Raw genomic sequence first — 21,447 nt, forward strand, 5'->3', positions numbered from 1 at the left:
CGTCTACTACGAAACGAGAGTGGGAACGGTCGAACCGAGGAAGAGAACAGGTCGAGCCGACGGCGGAGACGACTCCCGACCGAATCGACTTGCCTGGGGATCGATCGCACGAACGCCGTGTGGCGGCGACGCCGATCGAGAGCGCCGACCGGGACTCGGCACCACCGATCTGGATCCAGGTACCACGGATCGCTGGTCGACGCTGTAACCGACTACGTCGCACGAACTGGAGCGGAACTATCGCAGGACGGACGTGGATGGCGGCCGCTTGCCGTCTTCGGTTCGAACGATGCAGGAAAAGGCGTTATTTCGGGACCGACGGGCTCATTCGACCGTCACGCTCTTCGCGAGGTTGCGCGGTTTGTCGATCGGTCGATCGAGCAGTTTCGCGGCGTGGTAGGAGAGCAACTGCAACTGGACGTTTGCGAGCAGGCCCGCCCAGACGGGGTGGGTCTCGGGAACCGACAGGTGGGCGTCGGCGACGTCGACGAGCGGGTGGTCGTCCGGCCCGACGGCGACGATCGGCGCACCGCGGGACTGGGCCTCGATCGCGTTGGTTCGAGTCTTGTCGTCGTCGCTGCCCGTCGAGACGGCGATCACCGGCGACGCCTCGGTCACGAGGGCGAGCGGGCCGTGTTTGAGCTGACCGGACGCGAAGCCCTCCGCGTGTTCGTAGGTGATCTCCTTGAACTTCAGCGCCCCCTCGAGCGCCACCGAGTGACCGAGGCCGTTCCCGATGAAGAAGTACGACTGGCTGTCGAGAAACTCCTCCGCGAGGGCCTCGGCGTCGGTGGTCTCGAGGACGGTCTCGACCTGCTGGGGCAGGTCCGCGAGGGTCTCGAGCATCGCGGCGCGATCCCCGTGGGGCGTCGCGTCCGGCACGTCCCCGGCGATGCGCTGGGTGAGCAACGCGAGCGTGACCGCCTGCGAGGAGTAGGTCTTCGTCGCGGCGACGCCGACCTCCGGGCCCGCCCGGATGTAGACCGCGTCGTCGGCTTCGCGCGCCGCCGTCGACCCGACCACGTTCGTGACCGCGAGCGTTCGTGCGCCCCGATCGGCACCCGTCCGGAGCGCGTCGAGCGTGTCAGCGGTCTCGCCGCTCTGGGTGACCGCGACGACGAGCGTGTCCTCGTCGACGGGGCCGGCCATCGAGTCGTACTCGCTCGCGCGGAGGACGTCCGTCCGGACGTCCGCCGCCCGCAACAGCTGTGCGCCGTACATCGCCGCGTGGTACGACGTTCCGCAGGCGACGAACTGGACGGTCTCGACGTCTTCGAACGTCCCCGGTGACAGCGCGTCGAGCGCCACGTCACCGTCGTCGATCCGCCCCTCGATCGTGTTCGAGAGGGCGGTGGGCTGGCCGTGGATCTCCTTCAGCATGTAGTGGTCGTACCCGCCTTTCCCCGCGTCTTCGGGATCCCAGTCGACGGTGTCGACGGGACGATCGACCGGGTTCCCCGCGAGGTCGGTGATCCGGTAGGAGTCGGGTTCGAGGACGACGAGGTCGCCGTCCTCGAGGTAGATTACCTCGTCGGTGTGATCGAGGAACGCGGGCACGTCACTGGCGAGATACCACTCCGCCTCGTCGAGACCGAGCACGAGCGGGGAGCCCTTCCGAGCCGCGTAGACCCGCTCCTCGCCGTCGACGATCGCGGCGATGGCGTAGCTCCCGTCGAGGGTGTCGACGGCTCGCCGAACCGCTTCCTCGGTGTCGTCGACCGTCCCCAGGTACTCGTCGATGAGGTGCGGGATGACCTCCGTGTCGGTGTCGCTCTCGAACTCGTGGCCCTTCTCGCCGAGTTCCGTCCGGAGTTCGTCGTAGTTGTCGATGACGCCGTTGTGGACGACGGCGACGTCGCCCGCGGTGTCCGTGTGCGGGTGGGCGTTCTCGTCCGTCGGCGGCCCGTGCGTACTCCAGCGGGTGTGTCCGATCCCCATGTTCCCGTGGGGCCGGGTGTCGAGCGAGGACTTGAGGTCCGAGACCTCGCCGGACGTCTTGTGGACCTTGACGCCCGAGCCGTTCTGGACGGCGATCCCCGCCGAGTCGTAGCCGCGGTACTCGAGGTTCTCCAGTCCCGACAGTAGCGTCTCCGCCGCCTCACCCTGGCCGATGCGGGCGATGATTCCGCACATCAGCCGTTCACCTCCGTTCGCGAGACGTGCGTCGACCACGGTACGCCATCCGGCGATCGGTGGGGGACGGATCGATCGACGGCTGCGTCGGTCGTGTCGCCTCGATTCGAGACCGCTGCCCGCAGTGCAGTACTGTTCCGTGTCATTGTTGATTCCTACCCGCGTCCGTCGTCCACTGCTGGACGGGCGGGCCTCCACTCTCCCCCAAAACGGACAGCGGCCATTACTATACGACGAATAAGACGATCGCTGTCGACGGTATCCCGTCAGACACGGTTTCGCGCTGTGCAATTCGGCCGTTCGCGGCCGCGATCGTCACGATAGTTGGGGATGGATGCGCGTCTCGACGTCTCATCCTCGAGATCCCGCGGCCGACGCGCGCAGGTCACCGGGCCGGTATCGCGAGGAGGCGGCTGATCCCGCTTACTCGGGGCTTAAACGGCGTCAAACGTGAACGGGATTTGTGCGCGTCGTAACGGCGTGGCGACGCCACCGACGGTGCCGTCGCGATCGGAACGCGGGATGCGACTGGGACGCAGGTGGCAGGACGCGACTGGGGCGCAGTTGCCAAGGAACGACTGGAACGCGAGCCGATCGGGCGACGAGTGATGGGAAAAGTGGTGGTCGTCGGCGCGGTGGGGCCGGAATCGCTTCCGAGTGGTGCGAAACGGAGCGGTGACAACCGGCGCGATGGTGGCTTACGGTTTACTGTACGTCATTTCCGGCGCAACCGCGATCCGGAGGCGGTTGCGCCGGTACATCGGTACAGCAATCCGTAACTATGGAAGCGGGTTCTCGACCTCCTCCGACCGCGTCTCATCGTCCGGGTCGCTCTCGGCGAGGGTGATGACGTTCTCCCTCCCGACCGACGACTTCTCGATCGTGCCGTCGGCGTCCATCTGTGAGCAGATCCTGCTGACCTTCGACTTCGACCAGCCGGTCTCGTCGGCGATCTGGTGCTGGCGAATGCGACCCTGGTTCGCGACGAGCAGTCGGACCACTTTCCCTTCGTCGCTCAGAAGTTCCGGTGGCGTCTCGGGCGAGAGGTACCGTTCGTATCCCAGGTGATCGTCGGTGCGTGAGTCGGTGCTCTCGTCCGATTCAGTCGTCGCCTGCGTGGGCAGCGGAATCGACGCGACCCCGACGTCACGTTCCGACAGCATATCCGCGAGACGGATTCCGACGAGTCCGCTGACGAGCAGGAACAGAACCGCGACCATGGTGACTTCCCAGATCGATGCCGCACGGAGCGGTTGCATCCAGGACAACGGTCCACCGGAGTGGATGCCGATCCTGGAACCGATCGCCGGGATTGCGATCGCGTCTACTTCGGAGTGGTAGCTCGGAGCGGAAACCATGCCAATCGGGTCTCTGCTGTGGATCGACGCGATCGAGATTCCGACTCCGGTCTGGGTAGTGGACACCATGGGTTATCACGGCTCTGTCGCGGTCGGTGCGTGTCGAGTCACGACCGTCGTGACCTCGCCGACCGCACTGGCAATCGGATCCGGGGGACCTTCATTATGAATCGGCACATGAGCGTTTAACACCAGTATAAACGCCCGTCACGCCATCTTCCCGTCGATCCGGCAAACCAGTTAGTTCTCTTCTCGATCGGCCGGATTCGATCACCCGGCCCGCTTGCAACCGTTTATTCGAGGTATAGTAAACGGCCCCCGCCGACTTGGAGAGTCTGAGGCACGCCCCCGATTGCGGGCACAGCACTCCACACGCAGCAATCCGCACAGTAACCGTCGCACTCGGTCGTGTGACGGCCCTGCGACAACGTATCACCCATGACCACGACATTCAGCGACAAGAAGACGCGAGACGACGATCGAGAGCACGACCGGTACGAACTCGACACGAACGACGGGGGAACCGCCCTCGAACACGTCGAGGAACCGTCCACACGCGAGGCGACGATCTGCGTCGTCGGGCTCGGCTACGTCGGACTGCCCCTCGCAGTCGGCTTCGCGCAGTCGGAGTACCGCGTGCTCGGGTACGACGTCGACGAGACGACCGTCGGACGACTGCAGGCGGGGATCGACACGACCGGCGACCTCTCCGACGAGGCGATCCAGGACGGGGACATCTCCTACACCACCGACGCGAGCGTGATCGGCGAGGCCGACTACGTCGTCATCACCGTGCCGACGCCGATCGACGACGACGATCGGCCGGACCTGAGCTACGTCGAGAGCGCGGGGGCCACCGTCGGCTCGAAGATGACCCCCGGGACGACGGTCGTCCTCGAGTCGACCGTCTACCCGGGGTCGACGCGCGAGGTGCTCGTCCCGGCCCTCGAGGAGGCGTCCGATCTCGTCGCGGGCAAGGACTTCTTCGTCGGTTACTCGCCGGAACGCGCCACGCCGGGCGATCCCGAGCACGGCCTCGAAGACGTCGTCAAGGTCGTCAGCGCGCAGAACGAGACGGTGCTCGACGACGTGGCGACGCTGTACGAGTCGATCGTCGACGCGGGCGTCCACCGCGCGCCCTCGATCGAGGTCGCGGAGGCGTGCAAGGTGGTCGAGAACGCCCAGCGCGACCTCAACATCGCGTTCGTCAACGAACTGTCGATGGCGTTCGACGAGATGGGCGTCGACGCACAGGCGGTCCTCGAGGCGGCGGGTACGAAGTGGAACTTCCACGACTACCGGCCCGGCCTCGTCGGCGGCCACTGCATTCCGGTGGACCCATACTTCCTCGCGTACCGATCGGAACGGGACGGCTACGATCCGGAACTCGTCCGGAAGAGCCGGCAGGTCAACGAGTCGGTGCCCGACCACGTCGCGGACATGACGATCAAGGCGCTCAACCGCTGTCACAAGACGCTCCGGGACAGCCGCGTGCTGGTCCTCGGACTGTCGTACAAACCGGGCGTCGGGGACATTCGCAGTTCGAAGGTCGACGAGGTCGTCGACGCACTCTCCGAGTACGACGTCGACGTCGCGGGATTCGACCCGTTCGCCGACGACGACGCGGTCCGGGATGCGTTCGGCATCGAGGTCCAGGAGACGCTCTCGTTCGAGGGATTCGACGCGGTACTGCTCGCGACCCCGCACGCCGAGTTCGGGGAGCTGGATCTCGGAGCCGTGGCCGCCGAACTCGAATCGAACCCCGCACTGATCGACGTCGCCGGCACCTACGAGGAGGCCGACGCCGTCGATGCCGGATTCGTCTACCGGAGGTTGTGAGACGATGCGCGTCGTCGTAACGATCCAGCACCCCGGCCACGTCCACTTCTTCCGCAACCCGATCGCGGAACTGGAGGCGCGCGGCCACGAGGTACACGTCTTCGCGCGCGAGAACGGCGTGGCGATCGACCTCCTCGAGGCCTACGACATCGACCACGAGGTGCTGGCCGGCGAGTCCGGCGGCCTGCTCTCGCTGGCCGCAGTGCAGGCGACCTACGAGTCGCGACTGTTGTGGCGTGCGAAACGGATCGATCCGGACGTGATCACGGCGATCGGCGGCGTCGCGGCCGCTCACGTCGCGTCGGTGCTGCGAACGAAGAGCGTCGTCTTCTACGACACCGAACACGCGACCCTCATCACGAAACTCGGCTACCCGTTCGCGGACGTGATCTGCACGCCCTCGTGCTACCGGGACGACGTCGGGCCGAAGCAGGTGACCTACCCGGGCTACCACGAACTCGCCTATCTCCACCCCGATCGGTTCGACCCCGATCCGTCGGTGCTCGAGGCGGTCGGACTCGACGACGACGAACCGTTCGCCGTCGTCCGACTCAGCAGCTGGGGGGCCTCTCACGACGTCGGCCACGGTGGCTTCGACGACCCGCACGAGATCGTCGATCGCTTCGAGGACGAGGGGCTCACGGTCCTGCTCTCGGCGGAAGGAGAACCGCCGGAGGACCTCGAGTCCTACCAGTTCTCGATCGCGCCCGATCGGATGCACGACCTGCTGGCGTACGCCGACGTCGTCCTGAGCGAGGGGGCGACGACCGCGTCGGAAGCCGCGGTCCTCGGCACGCCGGCGGTCTACGTGAACCCGCTCTCGCTGGGCTACACGACCGAACTCGAGTCGGAGTACGGTCTGCTGTTCGAGTACACCGGCGAGATGCGACACGTCCGCGGGCTCGAACGCGCCATCTCGATCACCGAGGTGCCCTCCGACACGTGGGCCCAGCGTCGCGCCGACCTGCTCGAAGACCGGGTCGACGTGACACGACTCGTCGTCCAGCAACTCGAAACGCTCGCGCGGACGCCCGCGACGAACCGATCGACGCGCGCCAGCACCGCGAGCGAACGATGAAGGTGCTCCAGCTGGTCACGACGCCGCGGCCGTTCTTCGACCAGCAGGTGTCGGTCCTCGAGGATCGCGGCGTCGACTGTACGGTACTCGGCGTCCCCGGCCAGCACGGCGGCGACTCGTCCCGATCGCCGGCGGCGTACGCGACGTACTATCCGAAGATCCTCTCGGAGATCCGGAACGGCGACTACGACCTGGTGCACGCGAACTACGGCCTCGTCGCGCCGTTCGCGCTCGCCCAGCCGACCCGGCCCGTCGTGGTGACCCTGTGGGGAACGGACCTGATGAGCGAGCAGTCGTGGCTCCGATCGGTGAGCCGGTTCGGAGCCCGCCGGGCGGACGCCGCGATCGTTCCGAGCCGTCCCATGGCGCGGGAACTCGATACCGGGCACGAACTGATCCCGTTCGGCGTCGACACCGATCGATTCAGGCCAATGGCGCGCGACGAGGCCCGCGAGCGCGTCGGCTGGGAGACCGATCGACCGATCGCGCTCTTCCCGTACGACCGCGACCGCGACGTGAAGGACTTCTCGCGGGCCCGCTGGATCGTCGATCGAGCGGACGTCGACCTCGACCTGCGGACCGTCTCGGGCGTCGATCACGAGGAGATCCCCGACTACATGAACGCGAGCGACGTCCTCCTCGTGACGTCGAAACGCGAGAGCGGGCCGATGGTCGTCAAGGAGGCCGCCGCGTGCAACCTGCCGATCGTTTCGACCGACGTGGGCTTCGTCCGCGAGACGATCGAGGAGGTGGACAACTGCGTCGTCAGCGACCACGACGGGGCCCTGATCGGTGGGCTCGAGCGCATCGTCGCCGACGGGGGTCGAGCCGACGGGCGCGAGTCGATCGACGGCCTCGGAATCGACACACTGGGCGATCGGCTCCTCGACGTCTACCGCCGGGTGCTCGACGGAACCGGCGGGACGGGCCAGCCGACGGAGGTGAGCCATGGAGTATAGATCGCTGTCGGAACTGCGACCGCTGCGACTCGACACGGTCGCCGCGATCGCCGGCCTCCTGATCGCGATGGGGCTGTTCCCGCTCCGGCTGTTCGCGTCGCAGATCTACCTCGACACGGTGCCGATCGTGCTCGGGACGGGCTGTGCGCTGTACCTGGTCGCCCTCTACCAGCAGGAGAACGCACGGACCCTCCCGACGCTTCCCTCGGGGGTGGCGATGGCGCTCCCGAGCCTCGTCCTGACCGGACTCGCCGGGCTCGTCGTCCTGACGATCGTCCAGGGGACGCGAACGCACCTGTTCTTCGCGGGCGCGAGCGTCGTCGGGACGCTCGTCCTCGGCCAGATCCTCTTCACGAGCGATCGCGATTTCAAGCCGGGACTGTTGCTTTTCCAGGTCGTCTGTTTCGCGCTCGTCTTTCGCTTTACCGCGCTGTACGTGACGCCTGGCTACATCGGGATCGACATCTGGACGCACACGGAACTCGTGCGCGCGATCCTCACGGAGGGGACGCTCGATGCGATCTCCGACGACAAACACTACGCGTCCCCGTTCTACCACCTGCTGGTCGCCGCGTCGGCGTTGCTGTACGACGTGCCGATCCGCACGGCGGTGTACCTCTCGGTGGGGCTCGCGATGCCGCTCTCGATCCTGCTGGTCTACGCGGCGACGAACCTGCTCGTCTCCCAGCGGTGGGCGACGCTCGCGGCCGCGTGTTACGCCCTGGCGAGCCACGTCGTGATGTGGGGGATACATCTCATCCCCACGAGCCTGGGGCTCGTCTTCTTCCTCGGAATGCTGTACGCGCTGATCCGGGTGATGCGGATCGAGTACACGTTCCGGGACTTCTCGTTGCTCCTCCTGTTGAGCGTCGCCGTAATTCTCACCCACCAGGTGTCGACGTTCATCATGCTCGTGTTGCTGATCGCGGCGTTCGTCGCGCAGCTCGTGTTCGTCGTCGGTCCGCTCGGGCTGACGCGACTCGACGCGAGCGTCTTCCGGGCGAAGAAGCCGGTCAACCTCGTCGGTCTCGTCGTCTTCAACTTCGGGCTCACCATCTTCGTCTGGTCGCTGACGCCGTATCGCCAGCAGTCGTTCCTGGCGACCGTCCTGAGTTTCTTCAGGCAGACGGTCGAGGAGAGCGCCGGCTTCCTCAACATCGCGAGCGACTCGTCGGCCGATCCGGCCCAGGCCGGGACCGAGACGACGACGCTGCTCGAACAGCTCGTCCCCTACGTCGACGCCCTCGGCTTCCTGTTCCTGCTCGGCGCGACGTTCGTCGGCTGTCTGTACGTCGTCCACCGCCGGCGCGCCGAACAGTCGGTGTTCACGCTCCTGCTGGCGTCGGCGTTCATGCTCGTGTTCGTCATGGGGATGCCGATGTTCGGGATCCACACCTTCATCCCGACGCGCTGGTTCGCCTTCCTCTACGCGCCGATGGCGATCCTCGGCGCGATCGGGCTGCGAACCGTCAGCGGGAAGCTCTCGCCGGCGCTCGTCGTCACCGTCCTCCTGCTGTTCGTGCTCGTCTACCCGGGCGCGATGATCTTCGCGACCGAGAGCAACATCGACAATCCCGCGTTCGACGACCAGCACGAGCGCCTCGCGTACGATCGGACGGAACTCGCCGCCGCGGAGTCGATCGCCGAGATAACCGGCTCGCCGGACGGCAGCGAGATCCGTCCCGATCAGCGACTCTACACCGATCACCCCTACCAGACGCTGCTCAGCCGAACCGGCGCGTATCCGTCGACGACGACCGCGACGGTCCCCGACGGCGGCGGCGCGGACCACGACTACACCGTCTACCGATCGCGCCAGTCGTCCGACGCGGTCTACTTCTCGGACGAGCGCGGCGAGGGGCGGATCGAGCAGATCTCGCCGGACCGACTGTGTCGGCCCGATCAGGCTACGGTCTACACGAACGGGGACGTGACGATGTGTACCCCGTCGCCGGCGAGTCGGTGAACATCCGCGCGCCGCCGTCTCACTCTCGAACGAGCAGGCGTCTCGACCACAGCCCGATCGGGACACGCGACTCCGTTGCAGGCCAACCCGGTAGTGATCCGTGAACCGGCGGGTCGCTCCTCGTGGCGCTCACCCCGACGGTGAACTCGAGGTGGCCTGTACCAGTGCGAGCCCCGAGAGGAGGAGAGCGGCGGCAAAGACAGGATACGTGACGTACCAAGCGGTCCCCTCCAGAAAGAGGATTCCAAAGACGAGGAGAGTCATTCCGAGGATCAGAAAGACGACCCAGGTGTCGTTTTTTGCCTCCATAGTTCTGGGTTCCGTATGACAGCCAGAAATAATTTGTTGTCCGGATAGTCGACGATCGGCCCACAGGTGTGTCCGTCCCACCAGACGTCGCTGGCGAACGGGACGCCACTCGACAGCGATAGTAGCCGCTTTCGGTCAGTGCACACCCGATCGCAGGACGGCTTAGCGATCAGTGTGTAAATTGTTTCAGTGGTTACTATAAGACCGACGGCAGCCAGCACCAGTACGAATCGGACGACGTCTGCGGCTTCGGTTCGCCCGTGAGGAGATATTCGGTCCCAGAGAAGAACCATCGACGCGATCTAGGAGTCCGTTGCGAGTCCCGTTGGCGTCGAGGTGAGCGGCCAGAGAACAGCCTGCGGGTCGTCTTCGATCCTCTTGCGCCGGATCGAAGACGACCGATCACGAGGGCCGCCGCGTAGGTCGAAGCCGATGTCCGGAAGGGTTCGTTCCCGGGGCGTACAGGAGACGCCAGTGAGGCGTCGTCAGGGCGACGCTATTCGACTTCGATCGGGAGGTGAACGACGCGATACGCCTCGTCAGCAGACGGCTCACCTGACGGCTCGCCGTCGTACAGGAGCAACGCTAGCCGGAACTCCCCGTCCGACGTCGTCGGGGTCACCTCGAGGCTCTGGCGGTGCGTCTCGCCGTCGGGAACCGTCGCCGTGGCCCGATCGAGTTCGGTCGACTCCTGGACGGTGACGTCGCCGTCCTCGTAGCTCACCCGCTGAAGCAACAGGACGGTCGTGTAGGTCCGATCCTCGTGTTCGCGGTTCGTGATCGTCGCCGCCAGTTCCTCGGTCTCACCGGCCGTGTAGGTCGACTCGTACATCGTCTCTGTCTCGCCGGACAGCTCCTCGGTGTCGATCGAAAACTCCGTGAACCCGTCGTGCTGTGGCGGGTTCGCGACCGCGAACCCGGCACTCGCGACCAGCAGGACCAGACTGATCACGATGGCGGCGTTGTACGGTCGATGATTCCGGCCGCTGTAGAGTGAGGGCCGCGATCGAGTGAAAAGCAGCGTCGCGGTGGAGACCGACGGGACGAATCGCCGATCCGGTGCACACCGATAGCGAGCACCGATCGCGAGTAGTGCGAGGACGACGGTGAGAACTGAAAGGGCGGAAAGTACTGGACTGGCGGTCAAACCCCCAGGGGTTGCACTCGTGAAAAGGGCAATCGCCGATACGAGCGCGAGGCTAAAGGTTATTGACAGGACGATCCGTTCGATCGCCTCGAGTCCCCCGTCGACCAGCAGGGGGTTGCCGAGGCCGGTCTTCTCCTCGTCGAACGACTGGTAGTCGTCGGTCGGTCTGTCCGGAAACAACGCGGAGACGAGCGCATACCCGGGTAGAAAGAGGACGAGCGGAATCGCGAGCGCGATTCGTACACCGCCGCCGAGTCCCGAAAATATGCCCAGGGAGAGCGCGCCGGTGACCGCGATGACGATCGCCTGATCGGCAAACCACCAGTTGGAGTCGCTCATGTCGTCGGTATCTGGGGGCCAGAGGGGGTTTATTATCGCCCGAATAAGCCCCGATCGACGGGGCCGGTGTGACGGTCGTCTGACGGCCACGTATCACAATCTCGATACTGGTTCAGCATAAGTAACTTTCGCCGGTTCTGAACCGTCCCAGAAATCAGAACGGTCGAAAATTCAGATTTAGCTTCCGAAATTTTCGTCAAGCATGGGAGAATAACAAAGATCGAAGTCTGTATCTATATCGTGACTATCAGGGCTTCTGGACCGATATTCTGGGGTTTAAAAATCGCACAAAGAGTTGTCTGACGCTGTGAAACTGGCTAAAGTATATCGTTCACGGATACACGGTTTCAATCCTTTATTACCCACTTCTGATTAGGGAAGACTGGTGCGATGAACGCGACACATATCAGCTCAGAAGAACAGGGTGAGCAGGCCTCGGATGACGCAGCTGACGCCCCCTCTGAAGAGCCAGCCTTTTCGAAAGACGAAATCTTTCACCTTCTGCAAAACGAGCGGCGTCGGATGGTCCTCCGGTACCTTCGCGGGACGGACGGCCCCGTCCGCATGCGCGATGTCGCTGAACAGGTCGCCGCGTGGGAACACGATACGACCGTCGAAGAGCTCACGTCGACCCAGCGCCAGCGCGTCTACATCCCGCTCTACCAGTCTCATCTCACGAAACTCGACGAAGCGGGTGTCATCGACTACCAGCAGAACCGCGGCATCGTCGAGCGAAAGCCGCTCGCAGATCAGGTCGATACGTACCTCGAACTGGAACCCGCCGACGAATCGGCGGCGGAACCCGGAACCGACGGGGCCCACTGGGGCGATTACTACATCGGCGCGACCGTCGTCGGCTACGTCGTCCTGCTGGGCGCGGTGATGGAACTTCCGTTCACCTCGTTCCTCTCCGGGATCGGGCTCAGTGCGCTGATCCTGATCCTCTATACGGTGCTCACGATCGGCTGGAACATCAACTGACGATCGCTCGCAACCACTACCCCGGAACGAACCAGACGGCAGCCGTCGTGACGAGTGTGACTAGCACTGCAGTAAGAACCGACGTCGAGACGAGCGCGACGAGCACGACCAGGAACGCGATCGAGATCGCTCCCAGGGCGGTCAGCGAGAGCAGGTTGCGCTCGCCGCGCTGTGCGGGTCGTTCGACGAGGCCCTGTGCCTCGTCGAACTCGATGTCCCCGCTGGCGTCGAGTGCCGGCAACCGCTCCCGGTGGAGTCGCTCGTGGACGGCGGCCCACATCTCGATCGACGGCCGTGCAGGGCCGATCAGTTCGTCGGTGACCTCGTCGACGGTGACGGGCGTCTGCATCCCCTCTACGATCGCCAGCAGGCTGTCGTTGGACTCCGGAAGGAACTCCCCGACCCGATCGCTCTCTCCGACACCCTCCCCGGAAAACTCGCTCCCCGTGGTATGATAGATCGTCACTCCTGCGGTAGTATCGGCATCTTCGTCACGCTCCTCGGAGGGAGCGTCGGGGGAAGAGCGAAACCACGACGGCGTCAGACGCATATTCCGCGGTAACTGTTCGCGGTATATAAGTATACTCACGGTTTAGCGTTCCTGAACGATATAAATCGTTGTTAGACCCTCTTTCAACGGGTATCTACGGAATACAACTGTACCAAACCGTGAAAACGCCGCCGCCGTCCCCGAGGTTACGCGACCGGGGATTCGGGCGGGTCGAGCCACGGCAGTGGTGGCTCCCGAGACTCCTGCCAGCGATCGAGCCACCCGCGCAGGTCGGTGAGCCTGAGTTTGTGTCTGGCCGGGAGACTGTGAACGTGCTCTGCGTCCGCCAGCAGCCGCCGATCGAAGTCGTGGCGGTCGAACAGCCGCTCGCGATCGGGCCACGGCGGTTCGAACGACGAGAGGAACGGCGTTTTTCGACGGACGAACCCCTCGATCTCGTTGAGCAGCGTCGCGTCGTGTGGCCGGTCGGGCGGCCGATGGCGGAGAATCTCGCCGTCGATTCGCTCGCACGCCCGGAGGAACGTCTCCGTCGTCCGGTGTTCCGGGGGCGTCCGGAGGTGCCAGTCGATCAGTTCGCGATCCGTCGCCAGAAACGACGTCAGGAAGTGATCCGACAGGTGGCCGTGGAACGGCACGGACGGCTGGTTGGCGATGCCACAGCAGGTGAGCCCGTTCTGCTCCCGGTCCGCGCGGGATCGTCTCGATTCGAACTCGTCCGCGATCGCGTCCCTGACGAACGCTTCGGGATCGACGTCGAACGACGTGCGCTCGGCGAGTTCGAGGCTCGCCTCGCGGTCGTACCCGAACTTCTCGAGGAGCGACTCCACGGGGTCCGGGTCGGGATCGAGTCGTCCGGTCGGGACGCGCTTCCCGAGGACGTCGACGGTGTCCTGTGCGGTGAAGTGGCCGCGGAAGAACGTGTCACAGAGGAGGCCGTGGTACATCGTGTCGACGTCAATCTCGCCGGTATAGCCGGCGTGGTGGATGTGCAAGGACTCCTTGATCCCCTGCGAGTAGCGGATCTTCGACTCGCCGGGCCGGAGATACTGCTCGTCGGGCGGAAACGCGGTGTGGTTCGCGTCGTACTGCGTGGCGACGCGTTTCGCGCCGCGAACCTCCTGTGCGTCCGGCGCACCGACCGTGTAACAGCTCTCGATCGCGTCGATCTGCGAGAGGATGATCCGCGAGTCGTACCCCGCCGAGAGGAGCAGCCCCTTTCGCCCGGGGAGCACCGATCGCCGCTCTAGCGCCCGCTCGAGCCGATCGGCGAGTTCGCCCACGTAATCGAACTCCCCGGGCTGGTAGACGAATCGATCGAGCGGATCGACCGCCGTCGGCGTGAGCCGACTGTCCAGCGGGAGCCGATCGAGTTGCGCGACGGCGGTTTTCTCCCCGAGTGCGACCCCCAGATGGAGGTACTCGAGGATGCCGTCCCGGTCGAGGATCGGTTCGTCGATCGTTTCGGTGACCTCCGCGGCGTCGGTTCCGAAGACGCGAACCCCGGGGTCGTCGGTGTGGAAACACTCCCGCGACCGGACCGGATCCGTGGCGACGAACGCCTCACCCGCGTCCTCGTGGTCGAGGACGGCCAGGTACGACCCGTTGAGCGAGGACAGCGCGTCCCGTCCGTCCCGTTCGTACTGCTCGAGGAGCCAGCGGGCGGCGTTCGACTCGTCGTTGGGGACGTACACCTCGCCCCAGATGACACAGTAGCCGTCGGTACCCACGTGCCGGGCGCTCCAGCCCGGGGTCCCGAGGTCGGCGTCCCGGATCCCGACCGTGACGGTCGATCCGATGAGTACCTCGTCGAACTCGTCACTGGCTCTGAACCGCTCGAACGTCTCGATACCGCCAAATACGCCGAAGAGTTCCCTGTTCATCGATACGCACCTCGGGGTGGCGTACGATCGAGGTGTGGCGTCGGCGTGGCCTCACGTACGCCTCTCGGTCACCAGGAGACACGAGTTCGCCATTACTATGGCACCGTTAAGCGCCACAGCGGCGTTCGCGAGGCCGATCGGACAGGGTGTCGATATCGGCGACTGAAGACCGGAGCCCCGACTATTGGATCTATAATAATAGGGTCGCTGTCAGTAGCTTCGGCCCGCTATGACAGCGCAACGTACGACGCGACGACGGTTCCTCGCACTGTCGGGTGCGGCCGGTATCACCGGGATGGCCGGCTGTACCGATCGGCTCCAGTCGGCGACCGACCGCATCGGTGACGACTCCTCGGACGAGAACGGGACCGGCTCGGACGGTTCCACGGCGTCCGCGGTCACGGAGGGCGTTCCGCCGCTCGAAACCGAGTACGACAGTCGAGAGCGGTTTCGCCAGCCGGGGACGTCGCTGGACGACTTCAGCAACGTCGACGCCTGGGACGTCGTCCAGGGGTCGGGCGAGGCCGACGAGGAGGTCGTCTTCGACGGCGACCAGAGCCTCAGACTCCAGTCGAACGGCAGTGAGAACGTCGTCGCACAGCGCGACCTCTCGGGCGAAGACCTGACGGCGACGGACCTGTCGTTCGCGGTCCGGACGACGACACCCCAGAACCTGACGATCAACCTGCGGATCGTCGACCAGTTCGGCAGCGAGCGCGTCCACTCGCTCCGGGAGATCACGTACCGGACGCCCGACGTCGGCTGGTTCCGATCGAGCCCCGGGGTCTTCCAGCAGAGCGAATACGAACCCGCAATGGATCACCTCGATCGGCTCGAGATCCAGGTGCTTCACTCCATGCCGGAGGCGGAGGTCTGGATCGACGACCTGCGGACCCACGAGCGGCCGGAGTCGGGCTACGTCATGTTGACCTGGGACGACGGGACCCGCGACTACTACGAGACGGCCGCGCCGCTTCACGACGAGTTCGGCTTCCGGACGGTCCAGGCGCCGATTCCGCGGTGGGTCGAACAGGGTCGAGACGGCACCATGTCGATCTCGGAACTCAAAGAGCGTCAGGACGAGGGCGATCAGATCGTCGTCCACGGCACCCACAACCCGATCGCCGAACTCGACGACGACGACGCGATCGACGCCCGGCTGCGCCAGGACAAGCAGTGGTTCATCGACAACGAGTTCGAGGGCGCGAACTACATCGTCTACCCCCACAACAGCTTCGACAGGACGAGCCTCGAGCACAAGACGAGCTACCACCACTGCGGCGGGTTCAACCAGGCCGGCAACGTCAACACCACGAACGTCTACGGGTTCGACCCGCTGGTGCTCCCGCGAACGATCGGCCACAACCTCGACATCTCGAAGCGGTGTGTCGACCTCGCCGCGGCCAACAACCAGTGTACGATCCTGAACTTCCACACCTTCGAGGCCAACAACACGATGCCGGAAGACGACTACGAGGCGCTACTCGAACACATCGACGAGGCCGACGTCGAGGTCGTCACGTTCGACGACCTCTGGACGATGCGGACTGAAAACCACTGATTCTCCGCGATCGTCGTCGCCCGTTCCGGCTCCACCTGTACCCCCGACCAGCGACTCCAGAGACGGTCTCGCCGGACACGGCGTCTCGCGGCACGTCCACGGACGGCGTCCCCGGCCGGATCGCCGCGTAATCGATCGCGATCGGTGCCGAACGCGAGAAAGGGGCGATCGAGAGCGGGCAGGACGATCGAGAGAATCAGTCGGTCGAGAGCGTGAGCTCCGCCGTGTCGGTCAGCCCCGCGTCGTCGGTGACCCGCAAGACGATCGGATGGTCGCCGGTCGCGCCGATCGTCACGTCGATCGTCTCGCCCGTTTCGTCGAACGTTCCGTCCTGCCCGATTCGCCACTCGTAGCAGACGAGGTCACCGTCCGGCGCACACGAGCACGACCCGTCGAGCGTAACCGTCTGGCCCGGTTCGAGGTCCAGTTCGGGCGCCCACGCGGGAACAGTGTTGATCCTCGCGATCGGTGGCTCGCGGTCGGCGCCGTCCGGACGCTCTCCGGCGGAATCCTCGGATTCGTCCGGATCCTCGTCGACGTCGTCGGCTGCGTCGATGCCGTCGGGCGTCCCGTCCGAGAACAGGTGGTCGCCGACGAGTCGGCCGGCAATCGCCGAGTGCCACTGGACGCGGGTCTCGAGATCGACGTCGGTCGAGAGCGTTTCCACGAGGTACGACTCGGCGTCCAGGTCGCGGGCCGCCTTGTGAACGAGGAGGCCGTTCGGCTCCGTGCTGGGACTCGAGAAGCGCCCCGTCTGGAACGCGCGGTCGGGGTCGTCCACGTAGTTGCGGTTTACGTACTCGACGGCGTCCACGGCGGTTTCGGCGGCCGTCCCGCCGTCCGATCGGAAGATCGCCTGTCCGACGCCGTCGACGGGATCGCCCGCGTAGATCCCGGTCGACTCGTGGAGGTCGACCACCACGTCGGCGTCGTACTCGGTAACGACGCCCCAGATCGCCCGTGCGAGGTCCATCGCCGGCTCGCTGCCCTCGGGGAACTGCCGGTTGAGGTCGACGCCCTCGTCGTCGGTCCTGGTCCCCCGATCGATCGCGACGGCGTTCGCCTCGGGGATCGTGACGAGTCGACCGGCGTCGATCGGCCAGTCGGCGATTTCGCCGGCCGCCACGTACCCCGCGACCTCGTTCCCGTGGAGGCCGCCGACGACGACGACCGTGGGGCCCTCCGCGTCCGCGGTCGTGACGTACACTGTCGTCTCCTGGTCGGTCCCCTCGCGAACGACGAACGAGTCGCGAGACACGCTGTCGTCGTCCGCCGCCGCCCCGTCGTCCGTCCGGGCGACGCCGACGGTCGTGAGCGCAGAACTTGCTGTGAGCGTCAATGCGGTCCGTCGTGAAAGGCTATCGCGTTCCATTCCATCCCGGTGGAGGAATTCGGGTCTGTTTACTACAGTCCCGATAACGATCGCATTCTCTACGTTTCGGTTCCGAAACGTCCCTTCTCGAGCGTTCCGCGCCCAGAACGGTTGGATTTCGATCGTTTCACCTGCTGGTAGATCCCGCCGCCGTATCAGAATCTACCGCCTCCGGTTCGAGGTTACGACTCGTCGCCGCCCGCAACTCGCGCCTCGTCGTCGCTCTCGTCCCGTGGCTCGTCCGTGCCGTCCCGGGCCCCGTCGAGATCGATCGCACCGCTGGCGATCCGCCGCTGGCCGACCGACGCGGCGAGTCCCGCGAGCAGGACCGTCGCGACGATCGGTATCGGCCGCCGCCGAATCCCGGTTCCGGCGGCCCAGCAGAGGCCGGGGACGTGTCGCGGCGAGGCGGCGGCCCGCCGGAGGTGCCACGCGCCCCGCAGGAGTCGCCCCTCGGCGAGGTACCGTTTCCCGACGAGCAGTTCGTGCGTCGATCGGATCTCGTAGCCCGCCGCCTCGAAGCGGTCGACCTCGTCCTCGTAGGCCGCGAGGTACTGCTGGCTGGCGTTCCGGATCACGTCCGCGGGCGGGTGGCCGGTCTCTTCGCGGCGCACCAGCGGCTCGTCGACGTAGGCGAGCTTGCCGCGTTCGAGCACGCGCAGGCAGAACTCCGGGTCCTGGAACCGATCGAGCGTCTCGTCGAAGCCGCCGGCCTCCCTGGCGACGCTCGTCCGGACCAGCAGCGTCGACCCCGCACCCGGCTGGACGTTGTCCGCGAGGATCTCGCCGACCAGTTCTTCGCCGCCTTCCCGGACGGGGTCCTCGTCCCCGCGGGCGAGCACGGCCGCGGCGGCCGATCGGATCCGGCCGCTCGTTCCCGTGAGGTCGAACGTCGCGTCGCAGTAGGCGCCGACCCAGTCGTCCGATCGATCCGAGAGGGCCGCGAGTTGCCGCTCGAGCTTCTCGGGGTGCCACTCGTCGTCCGAGTCGAGGAAGGCGACGTACTCCCCGCGGGCGTGTTCGATGCCCGTATTCCGGGCGACGTTCGCCCCCTGGTTGGTCGCGTGGACGACCGGCCGGACCCGCGGGTCCTCGTAGCTCGCCAGCACGGACCCGGTCTCGTCGGTCGAGCCGTCGTCGACGACGACCACCTCGATGTCGTCGATCGTCTGGTCGAGCGCGCTGTCGATCGCGCGGGGGAGCGTCGTCGCTCTATCGTACGTCGGGATAACCACGCTGATGCGAGTCATTTGCAGGCGGTTGCCGACCGGACCGGATTATTATCGCGTCGCTAAACCCCGGTCTCGGCGCCGTTTTCAGCGTCCGGGTCGCTCCAGTCTTCGACTTCCGGGGGTCGATCGATCGCGTGGCAATCCGCGTCGATCGGCTCGGCGATCCGGCCCGTCGACCGGCTAAGAGCTGTATAAGAAAGGGCGATCGATTCGTCCTCGCGGTCGATGACGAACCGAAACCGACGATCGTTCGTAACCACGGTTGCAGCGACCGGAACGCTCGGACTGGCCGGGTGCCTCTCGAGCGTGCGCGAGTGGCGCGGCGAGGGCGAGGAGCCGACGGCCACGGAGTCTCCGGGGGATGGGGACGGATCCGCGGGGACCGACCTGCCGGCCCTGCCCGGAGAGTCGATCGCTGACTTCGAGGACCTCGACGGGTGGACGTCGATGATCGACGCCGGGGAACTCGAGGCCGCGACGGACGATCCGTACGGGGGGTCACAGTCGGCGCGCCTGACGGCCGACGCGGAGACCGATTACGCGGCCATCTACACGGCGCAGACCGACGGGCTGGACCTGCGCGGCAAGAGCCTCTCGCTCGCGGTCTCGTTCACCGGCCGCGACCAGCTTCACCTCACGCTCGAACTGTTCGCGCCGAACTCGCGCAACGTCCACACCCTGCGTCGCACGCTCACGGGTCCGGCCGATCGCTGGGTTCGCGTCGACTTCGGTACGGGCGGGATCGACACCCAGCCCGACCTCGCCGACGTTCGGGAAATCCGGCTGGCCGCCCGCCGTCGCGGCGACCGGTCCGGCCCGATCGAGTGTCGGGTCGACGACCTCCGGGCGGTCGATCGACCGGGGACGGGGAAGGTCGTGTTGCTGTTCGACGGAACACTCGAGAGTCACTACGCGACCGCCCGCGAACACATGGACGAGTACGGGTTCCCGGGCGTCGAGGCCGTCATCCCCGAAGCCGTCGGCGAAGGGGGCCGGCTCGCGATCGACCAACTCGACGCGCTGTCGAACGCCGGCTGGGATATGGTGGCCCGGCCGCGAACCGGCGCGCAGTTCCTCCACGAGTACACGCCCGAGGAACAGGAAGGAATGATCCGGCGGACGAAAGCGTTCCTCGAGAACCGGGGCTACGAGGCGGGCGCGAAGTGCTTCGTCACCCCGCGAAACGTGCTCGGGACGGAGTCGATCGACCTCGTGCGGGAGTACCACGAGGCGGCGTTCCGGTTCGGCGGCGGCCCGAACGGCCTGCCGCTTACGGACCCGCACAACCTCGGGTTCTTCTCCGGCGACGCCGGCGAAGAGACCAGGACGTACGTCGACTTCGCCGCCGAGTACGGCCAGCTCGCGGTCCTCCACTTCGAGCACGTCGGCCCGGAGGGGATCAGCGAGGGTGCGTTCGCGGACCTGCTCGCGCACGTCGACGCCGCCGACGTCGAGGTCGTCACCGCGACGGAGCTGCTGGAGGACGCATGACCGTGGCTGAGACGGACGACCCCGTTGCCGGGAGCGTCGCCGTCGAACAGCGGGTCACGACGGGGGGCGGCTGATGTACCGGGGCGCAACCGTCGGCGTCGTGTTGCCCGCCTACAACGAGGCGGGCTTCGTCGGCGACGTGATCCACGAGATGCCAGCGTACGTCGATCGAATCTACGCGATCGACGATCGATCGACCGACAGCACGTGGGACGAGATCCGCGAGGCGGCACGCGACGATGCAGATTCGACGGCGGTAGACGACGCCGAGAACGTGGGCCAGCTCGTGGCCGACGGCGGCGCGTCCGCCCTCGCGGCGCGGGCGACGGTCCACGACGCGATCGGTCGCGTCGTCCCGATCCAGCACCGGGAGAACCGCGGTGCGGGCGGCGCGATCAAGACCGGGTATCTCGCCGCGCTCGCCGACGGCGTGGACGCGACGGTCACCGTCGATGCGGACGGCCAGATGGACCTCTCGCAGATGCCGCGACTGCTCGACCCGATCGTCGAGGGACAGGCCGACTACGCGAAGGGGAACCGACTCCTCTCGGCGGAGTACCGGACGGCGATGCCGCGCTTCCGGTTCGTCGGGAACGCGATCCTCTCGGTCCTGACGAAGATCGCGTCCGGCTACTGGAAGACAATGGACCCCCAGAACGGCTACACCGCGATCTCACACGACGCGCTCGCCGCGATCGAGGTCGAGAACCTCTACGAGTACTACGGCTACTGCAACGACCTGCTGGTGAAACTGAACGTCCGCGGGATGCGCGTCGCCGACGTGGCGATGCCGGCCGTCTACGGCGAGGAGGAGTCGAGCATCGCCTACGCGGAGTACATCCCGAAGGTCTCGCTGATGCTCCTGGGGAACTTCCTGTGGCGGCAGAAGACGAAGTACCTCGTCCTGGATTTCCACCCGCTCGCGCTGTTTTACCTCGTCGGGGCCGGGACGGCCGCGATCGGCGTGCTCGGCACACTCTTGACGGTCGGGACCGCGCTTTCGGCGATCGGCGCGCCGGTCGTCCAGGGCTCGACGAGCCTGTTGCTGTTTCTCGCCGGCGTCGCGTTCCTGCTGTTCGCGATGGTGTTCGACATGGCCGAGAGCGAACACCTCGAGGCGCAGATCCACTGATACGGATTGCTGTACGATTTACCGCCGCAACCGCGATCCGGGCGGCGGTTGCGCCGGAAATGACTTACAGTAAACCGTATGCGTAATCGAGCCCGATCGATCGGCGAGTCCGGCCGATCGGGTCGACTGGACCGATGACCGAACTGAAATATCCTCGGT

The 21,447-nt window shown here is 66.0% G+C and carries 16 protein-coding genes; 8 read left to right on the top strand and 8 right to left on the bottom strand.

Going from position 1 to position 21,447, the window contains the following annotated elements; all coding sequences use genetic code 11:
• Positions 1-324: 324 nt before the first annotated feature.
• Positions 325-2,133: a glutamine--fructose-6-phosphate transaminase (isomerizing) gene (gene glmS, locus MUN73_RS14865; RefSeq protein ID WP_250141281.1), complete on the bottom strand. Its 1,809-nt coding sequence runs from the start codon at positions 2,131-2,133 to the stop codon at positions 325-327.
• A 779-nt stretch (positions 2,134-2,912) separates the two neighbouring features.
• On the bottom strand, positions 2,913-3,560 hold the full coding sequence (locus MUN73_RS14870; protein ID WP_250141282.1) for a helix-turn-helix transcriptional regulator: 648 nt from the start codon (positions 3,558-3,560) through the stop codon (positions 2,913-2,915).
• A 369-nt stretch (positions 3,561-3,929) separates the two neighbouring features.
• On the opposite strand from MUN73_RS14870, the gene MUN73_RS14875 reads away from it, so the two are divergent.
• Genes MUN73_RS14875 through MUN73_RS14890 form a run of 4 tightly spaced genes read left to right on the top strand, consistent with a single transcriptional unit; the run spans position 3,930 to position 9,333 of the window.
• A complete protein-coding gene (locus MUN73_RS14875) occupies positions 3,930-5,330 on the top strand; it encodes a nucleotide sugar dehydrogenase (protein WP_250141283.1) in 1,401 nt (466 codons plus the stop codon).
• A 4-nt stretch (positions 5,331-5,334) separates the two neighbouring features.
• Complete coding sequence (locus tag MUN73_RS14880) at positions 5,335-6,408, top strand: DUF354 domain-containing protein (protein ID WP_250141284.1); 1,074 nt, start codon at positions 5,335-5,337, stop codon at positions 6,406-6,408.
• Positions 6,405-7,367 carry a glycosyltransferase gene (locus tag MUN73_RS14885; protein WP_250141285.1) on the top strand — a complete coding sequence of 321 codons (963 nt, stop codon included), beginning with the start codon at positions 6,405-6,407 and terminating at the stop codon, positions 7,365-7,367. Before MUN73_RS14880 ends, MUN73_RS14885 begins: the two co-directional genes overlap by 4 nt.
• Complete coding sequence (locus MUN73_RS14890; RefSeq protein WP_250141286.1) at positions 7,357-9,333, top strand: glycosyltransferase family protein; 1,977 nt, start codon at positions 7,357-7,359, stop codon at positions 9,331-9,333. Before MUN73_RS14885 ends, MUN73_RS14890 begins: the two co-directional genes overlap by 11 nt.
• Before the next feature lie 129 nt (positions 9,334-9,462).
• On the opposite strand, the gene MUN73_RS14895 is transcribed toward MUN73_RS14890, so the two are convergent.
• Both MUN73_RS14895 and MUN73_RS14900 read right to left on the bottom strand, forming a co-directional pair.
• A complete protein-coding gene (locus tag MUN73_RS14895; protein WP_250141287.1) occupies positions 9,463-9,642 on the bottom strand; it encodes a hypothetical protein in 180 nt (59 codons plus the stop codon).
• Positions 9,643-10,138: 496 nt separating this feature from the next.
• Complete coding sequence (locus MUN73_RS14900; protein WP_250141288.1) at positions 10,139-11,128, bottom strand: DUF1616 domain-containing protein; 990 nt, start codon at positions 11,126-11,128, stop codon at positions 10,139-10,141.
• Positions 11,129-11,518: 390 nt separating this feature from the next.
• Here MUN73_RS14900 and MUN73_RS14905 point away from each other — a divergent pair, with 390 nt between their 5' ends.
• Entirely contained in the window at positions 11,519-12,109 is a 591-nt protein-coding gene (locus MUN73_RS14905; protein WP_250141289.1) for a DUF7344 domain-containing protein, read from the top strand.
• A gap of 16 nt (positions 12,110-12,125) precedes the next feature.
• On the opposite strand, the gene MUN73_RS14910 is transcribed toward MUN73_RS14905, so the two are convergent.
• Together MUN73_RS14910 and MUN73_RS14915 are read right to left on the bottom strand one after the other, a co-directional pair.
• Complete coding sequence (locus MUN73_RS14910) at positions 12,126-12,659, bottom strand: hypothetical protein (RefSeq protein ID WP_250141290.1); 534 nt, start codon at positions 12,657-12,659, stop codon at positions 12,126-12,128.
• A gap of 146 nt (positions 12,660-12,805) precedes the next feature.
• Positions 12,806-14,500, bottom strand: coding sequence for an asparagine synthetase B family protein (locus MUN73_RS14915; protein WP_250141291.1), 1,695 nt, complete (start codon positions 14,498-14,500; stop codon positions 12,806-12,808).
• 229 nt (positions 14,501-14,729) lie between these two features.
• Here MUN73_RS14915 and MUN73_RS14920 point away from each other — a divergent pair, with 229 nt between their 5' ends.
• Positions 14,730-16,061 carry a polysaccharide deacetylase family protein gene (locus MUN73_RS14920; RefSeq protein ID WP_250141292.1) on the top strand — a complete coding sequence of 444 codons (1,332 nt, stop codon included), beginning with the start codon at positions 14,730-14,732 and terminating at the stop codon, positions 16,059-16,061.
• A gap of 196 nt (positions 16,062-16,257) precedes the next feature.
• Here the strand turns inward: MUN73_RS14920 and MUN73_RS14925 are convergent, their stop codons facing one another.
• Positions 16,258-17,433 carry a PKD domain-containing protein gene (locus MUN73_RS14925; protein ID WP_250141293.1) on the bottom strand — a complete coding sequence of 392 codons (1,176 nt, stop codon included), beginning with the start codon at positions 17,431-17,433 and terminating at the stop codon, positions 16,258-16,260.
• A 182-nt stretch (positions 17,434-17,615) separates the two neighbouring features.
• Positions 17,616-18,683 carry a glycosyltransferase family 2 protein gene (locus MUN73_RS14930; RefSeq protein WP_250141294.1) on the bottom strand — a complete coding sequence of 356 codons (1,068 nt, stop codon included), beginning with the start codon at positions 18,681-18,683 and terminating at the stop codon, positions 17,616-17,618.
• 207 nt (positions 18,684-18,890) lie between these two features.
• On the opposite strand from MUN73_RS14930, the gene MUN73_RS14935 reads away from it, so the two are divergent.
• Both MUN73_RS14935 and MUN73_RS14940 read left to right on the top strand, forming a co-directional pair.
• Positions 18,891-20,156: a polysaccharide deacetylase family protein gene (locus MUN73_RS14935; RefSeq protein ID WP_250141295.1), complete on the top strand. Its 1,266-nt coding sequence runs from the start codon at positions 18,891-18,893 to the stop codon at positions 20,154-20,156.
• Positions 20,157-20,229: 73 nt separating this feature from the next.
• The gene (locus MUN73_RS14940) at positions 20,230-21,288 is read left to right on the top strand and encodes a glycosyltransferase family 2 protein (protein WP_250141296.1); all 1,059 of its coding nucleotides are present in this window, start codon (positions 20,230-20,232) and stop codon (positions 21,286-21,288) included.
• Positions 21,289-21,447: the final 159 nt, after the last annotated feature.

Source organism: Halosolutus amylolyticus (assembly GCF_023566055.1).
Taxonomy (GTDB): domain Archaea; phylum Halobacteriota; class Halobacteria; order Halobacteriales; family Natrialbaceae; genus Halosolutus; species Halosolutus amylolyticus.

Coding starts and splice junctions, on each gene's coding strand:
- glmS (WP_250141281.1), bottom strand. CDS start 2,133: ATGTGCGGAATCATCGCCCGCATCGGCCAGGGTGAGGCGGCGGAGACG.
- MUN73_RS14870 (WP_250141282.1), bottom strand. CDS start 3,560: ATGGTGTCCACTACCCAGACCGGAGTCGGAATCTCGATCGCGTCGATC.
- MUN73_RS14875 (WP_250141283.1), top strand. CDS start 3,930: ATGACCACGACATTCAGCGACAAGAAGACGCGAGACGACGATCGAGAG.
- MUN73_RS14880 (WP_250141284.1), top strand. CDS start 5,335: ATGCGCGTCGTCGTAACGATCCAGCACCCCGGCCACGTCCACTTCTTC.
- MUN73_RS14885 (WP_250141285.1), top strand. CDS start 6,405: ATGAAGGTGCTCCAGCTGGTCACGACGCCGCGGCCGTTCTTCGACCAG.
- MUN73_RS14890 (WP_250141286.1), top strand. CDS start 7,357: ATGGAGTATAGATCGCTGTCGGAACTGCGACCGCTGCGACTCGACACG.
- MUN73_RS14895 (WP_250141287.1), bottom strand. CDS start 9,642: ATGGAGGCAAAAAACGACACCTGGGTCGTCTTTCTGATCCTCGGAATG.
- MUN73_RS14900 (WP_250141288.1), bottom strand. CDS start 11,128: ATGAGCGACTCCAACTGGTGGTTTGCCGATCAGGCGATCGTCATCGCG.
- MUN73_RS14905 (WP_250141289.1), top strand. CDS start 11,519: ATGAACGCGACACATATCAGCTCAGAAGAACAGGGTGAGCAGGCCTCG.
- MUN73_RS14910 (WP_250141290.1), bottom strand. CDS start 12,659: ATGCGTCTGACGCCGTCGTGGTTTCGCTCTTCCCCCGACGCTCCCTCC.
- MUN73_RS14915 (WP_250141291.1), bottom strand. CDS start 14,500: ATGAACAGGGAACTCTTCGGCGTATTTGGCGGTATCGAGACGTTCGAG.
- MUN73_RS14920 (WP_250141292.1), top strand. CDS start 14,730: ATGACAGCGCAACGTACGACGCGACGACGGTTCCTCGCACTGTCGGGT.
- MUN73_RS14925 (WP_250141293.1), bottom strand. CDS start 17,433: ATGGAACGCGATAGCCTTTCACGACGGACCGCATTGACGCTCACAGCA.
- MUN73_RS14930 (WP_250141294.1), bottom strand. CDS start 18,683: ATGACTCGCATCAGCGTGGTTATCCCGACGTACGATAGAGCGACGACG.
- MUN73_RS14935 (WP_250141295.1), top strand. CDS start 18,891: ATGACGAACCGAAACCGACGATCGTTCGTAACCACGGTTGCAGCGACC.
- MUN73_RS14940 (WP_250141296.1), top strand. CDS start 20,230: ATGTACCGGGGCGCAACCGTCGGCGTCGTGTTGCCCGCCTACAACGAG.